Origin of the sequence: Curtobacterium sp. HSID17257 (assembly GCF_003989515.1) — a bacterium.
Lineage (GTDB): Bacteria > Actinomycetota > Actinomycetes > Actinomycetales > Microbacteriaceae > Curtobacterium.
Genome location: NZ_RBLU01000193.1, coordinates 1 through 3,680 on the forward strand (window position 1 = coordinate 1; position 3,680 = coordinate 3,680).

The 3,680-nt window shown below is 74.0% G+C and carries 4 protein-coding genes; 1 reads left to right on the forward strand and 3 read right to left on the reverse strand.

Features of this window, described 5'->3' with window-relative positions:
• Nucleotides 1-178 precede the first annotated feature (178 nt).
• Nucleotides 179-1,435: a multidrug effflux MFS transporter gene (locus tag D8M35_RS15880; RefSeq protein ID WP_126892683.1), complete on the reverse strand. Its 1,257-nt coding sequence runs from the start codon at nt 1,433-1,435 to the stop codon at nt 179-181.
• Nucleotides 1,436-1,724: 289 nt separating this feature from the next.
• Between D8M35_RS15880 and D8M35_RS16710 the strand changes: the two genes are divergently transcribed.
• Nucleotides 1,725-2,306, forward strand: a complete 582-nt coding sequence (locus D8M35_RS16710) for a TetR/AcrR family transcriptional regulator (protein ID WP_161972696.1) — start codon at nt 1,725-1,727, stop codon at nt 2,304-2,306.
• A 60-nt stretch (nt 2,307-2,366) separates the two neighbouring features.
• On the opposite strand, the gene D8M35_RS15890 is transcribed toward D8M35_RS16710, so the two are convergent.
• Nucleotides 2,367-2,954 carry a substrate-binding domain-containing protein gene (locus tag D8M35_RS15890; protein WP_161972697.1) on the reverse strand — a complete coding sequence of 196 codons (588 nt, stop codon included), beginning with the start codon at nt 2,952-2,954 and terminating at the stop codon, nt 2,367-2,369.
• Nucleotides 2,955-3,000: 46 nt separating this feature from the next.
• A partial coding sequence (locus D8M35_RS15895; RefSeq protein ID WP_238638277.1) for an MFS transporter occupies nt 3,001-3,680 on the reverse strand: 680 nt, incomplete at its 5' end.

Consider the following 3,680-nt stretch of genomic DNA (forward strand, 5'->3'; position numbering starts at 1 on the left):
CCTCGGCCCGTCGGGCCGCCTCGTCGGCGAGCCGTCGCGCCTCCTCGGCCGCTGCCTGCGCCGCTGCTGCCGCTGCCCGTGCCTGCTCCACCGCGTCGGTCATGTCCGCAGCATACGGACGGGGACGGTCGCCGGTCCGGGTACCCGCGAGCGCCAGCCGGCCGCGGACGGCGTCGCGTCAGTGCGAGAGCGCCGGCACCGTCCGCGGCCGCACGACCACCCAGAGCACGAGGACGGCGACCGCGGCCGTGCAGGCCATCACGGCCGCCATGGGCGTGGCCGCGGTGATCCCGAGCCACCCGACGATCGGCGACACGAGCCCGGCGACCCCGAAGTTCAGCGCGCCGAGGAGCGAGGCGGCGGTACCGGCCTCCTTGCCGTGCGCGGCGAGACCGATCACCTGCACCAGCGGGAAGGTGAACCCGCACGCGGCGATGAAGAACCACAGCGGCACGAGGACCCCGACGAGGCCGGCGCCGAGCTGGTCGAGCACCACGATCGCCACGGCGGACAGGAGCAGGGTGGCGGTCGAACAGGCGAGGATCCACTGCGGGCCGACGCGCTGCGCCAGCCGGGACGACACCTGCACGCCGACGACGACGCCGATCGAGTTCACGGCGAAGAGCAGGCCGTACTGCTGCGCGTCGAGACCGTAGACCGTCTGGAACAGGAACGGCGACGCGGACAGGTACGAGAACAGTCCGCTGAAGACCATCGCCCCGATGAGCGCGACCCCGACGAAGATGCGGTCGGACAACAGGGCCTTGTAGCGCTGCCCGATCGTGGAGTGACCGGCCTCCCTGCGGCGTGCCGGCGGCAGGGTCTCCACGATGAGCAGCGACGACGCGATCACGACGGCGGCGCCGTAGCACGCGAGGAACACGAACACACCGCGCCAGCTCACGAACTGCAGCATCTGCGAGCCGATCAGCGGGGCGAGGATCGGTGCGAGGCCGTTCACCATCGCCAGGCGCGAGAGCATCCGCACGAGCGGCTTGCCGCCGAACAGGTCGCGGACGGTGGCCATCGCGACGACGCCACCCGCCGCCGCGCCCATGCCCTGCAGGACGCGGAACAGCGCGAGCACCTCGACGTCCGGCGCGAGCGCGGCACCCACCGACGCCGCGACGTGCACGGACGTGGCGATGATCAGCGGGAGGCGCCGCCCGACCTTGTCGCTCCACGGCCCGACGAGCAGCTGTCCGACCGCGAACCCGAGCGTGGTCGCGGTCAGCGTGAGCTGCACGGCGCCCTCGCTGATGCCGAACTCGCGCTCGAGCGACGGGAACGCCGGCAGGTACAGGTCGATGGTGAACGGCCCGAGCGCGGTGAGCGCGCCGAGCACGAAGACGTAGACGAGGCGCTGCCGCCGGGTGAGCGAGTCACCGGGGTGCAGCACGACGCGGAGCGAGCCGGTGGTGGCGGGCGCGGTCACGAGCGGTCCTTCACGGGGTCGGGTGCAGGAGAGACGGGATCGGGTCGGCTCGACGACGTCGAGGACGTCCACGAGCGGCCGAGGGAGCCGGACGCTGACCGGATCAGGTCGAATCGAATCGATTCGGCGTCGGAACCATCCTAGGGCCTGTGTGAGCGCTCTCGCGACGCCCGCACGGCTCGGACCGGGTCACGCTGCGCGCTCTGTCCCGTCCACGCGGTCGCCGTGCGGTAACGTCGGACTGCCCGAGCGCCGCCTGGTGCGGACGGAACGAAGAGGGGGTGGTGTCGTGGTCGACGCCCGGATCGTGCACACCACGGCATCGCTGCGCGAGGCGATCCTCCGACTCGCAGCGGACCGCCCCGTCTCCGCCATCACGGTGGCCGACGTCACGCGCGCCGCCGGCATCAACCGGGCCACGTTCTACTCGCACGCGGTGTCCCCCGGCTCGCTCCTCGCCGACGTGCTGACGCCCGAGCTCGACCGCATCCGCGAGGACGACGCGGAGGCACGGCACACCGCTTCCGCCCGCGGCGCCGGTCCGGACGAGCTCGCGGCGATCACGCGGCGCAGCATCGACGCCGTCGTCGAGCACGTCGTCGCACACCGCGACATCTACGCCCGCGGACTCCCGGACAGCGAGGACGCCTCCCTGCACCGTCTGCTCGTGCAGCACCTGACGGTCTCGAGCGCGCAGCACATCCGCGAGCTCGACCCGGCGTCACGCCCGCCCCTGCTCGACGACGTCGCAGCCGGGTTCGTCGCCCAGGGCTTCGTCGGTGCGATCGAGGCCTGGCTCGCCGGCCCCCGCCGCTCGCGGAGGTCCCTGGTCGAGACGATCACCCTGTCGTTCCCGGCCTGGTGGCACTGAGCCGAGCCGGCACCCGGGTCCGCGCGCGCTGACCCGCACGGCCCGGCGACGGAGGTCCCGTCAGTCGGCCGGGTCCGGCTGCTCGCCGCGCTGCAGCGACCGGACGACCTCGACGGCCGACCGGGCGGTGTCCCCGGCATCCGCTGCCGCGGGCACACGGTGGTCGGCCGAGATGCCGTCGCCACCGGTGCCGCTCGTCGGGACCGGATCGCCGACCGAGACCACCACCACACCGGCGTCGTGCGCGGTCTGCACGGCACCGGCGAGCGCGTCGGCGTCGACGGGGTGCACGAGCAACGCCTTCGCCCCGGCACGGACGAGCGCGTCGACGGCGCGGGCCTGCTCGGCCGCAGGGTCCCCGGCCGCAGGGTCCCCGGCCGCGGGGTCCCCAGCCGCAGTCCCCGGGCCACCTGCCACCCGGACGTCCGGCTCGAACCCGGCACCGTCGAGCCCGCGTTCGAGGTCCTCGGCGAGCGCGTCGTCCCCCGGGGCGAGCACCGCTCCGACCACGGCGTCCTCGGCGAACCCGCCGTCCGAGCTCGTCAGGTCGGTGCTGCGGACCGGGGTCGGCGCAGCGGTCGTCGGCCCCTGGCACCCGGTCAGGGCGAGGGTCACCGCCACGAGGACGGCGACGACGCTGGTGCGCACGGGACCTCCTCGGCTCGATCGGACTCCCACGCTACCGCCGGTCGGGTCACGCGGCGCCGGGGGTCGGTGGCGCGGGCACGGTCCCGAGCCGCCGGACCGCCACCGTGCCGACGAGTGCGATCGCCGTCATCGCGACGAAGACGAGCGGGAAGGACCACGCACCGTCGGCTCCCCCGCTGCCGACGAAGAGCAGGCCGGTGACCGCGAGGCCGACCACGCTCCCCGAGGCGTCGGCGATCGTCAGTGCCGAGCTCGCGAAGCCGTCGTCGCCCTCGCCCGAGAAACGGAGCGTCAGCATCGACAGCCGCGGGTACATCGCGCCCATCCCGGCGCCGCCGACGAACCACCCCGCCACGAGCACCCACCACGGCAGCCCCCACACCGCGACGGCGAGCGCGCTGGTCAGGCTGACCAGGACGAGCGTGAGTCCGGTCCCGAAGGTCCGCGACGCGGTGAGCCGCTGCTCCCCGAGCCGGCCGTGCAGCCAGCTCGCCCCGGCCCAGCTCAGGGCGGCGACGGTCAGCGCGAGTCCCGCTGCCGAGGCGCTCAGGCCGTGCCGTGCCTGCAGCAGGAAGGGGACGTAGGCCTCGCTGCCGAAGAACGCCGCCGCGACCAGGCCGCGCAGGAGCAACACGAGGACGGAAGCGCGGCGTGTCGGGAGAGAGGCGGGCAGCATGTGGCCGGCTCGGGGATAGCACGAGAAGAGGAGGATCAACACCCCTAGAC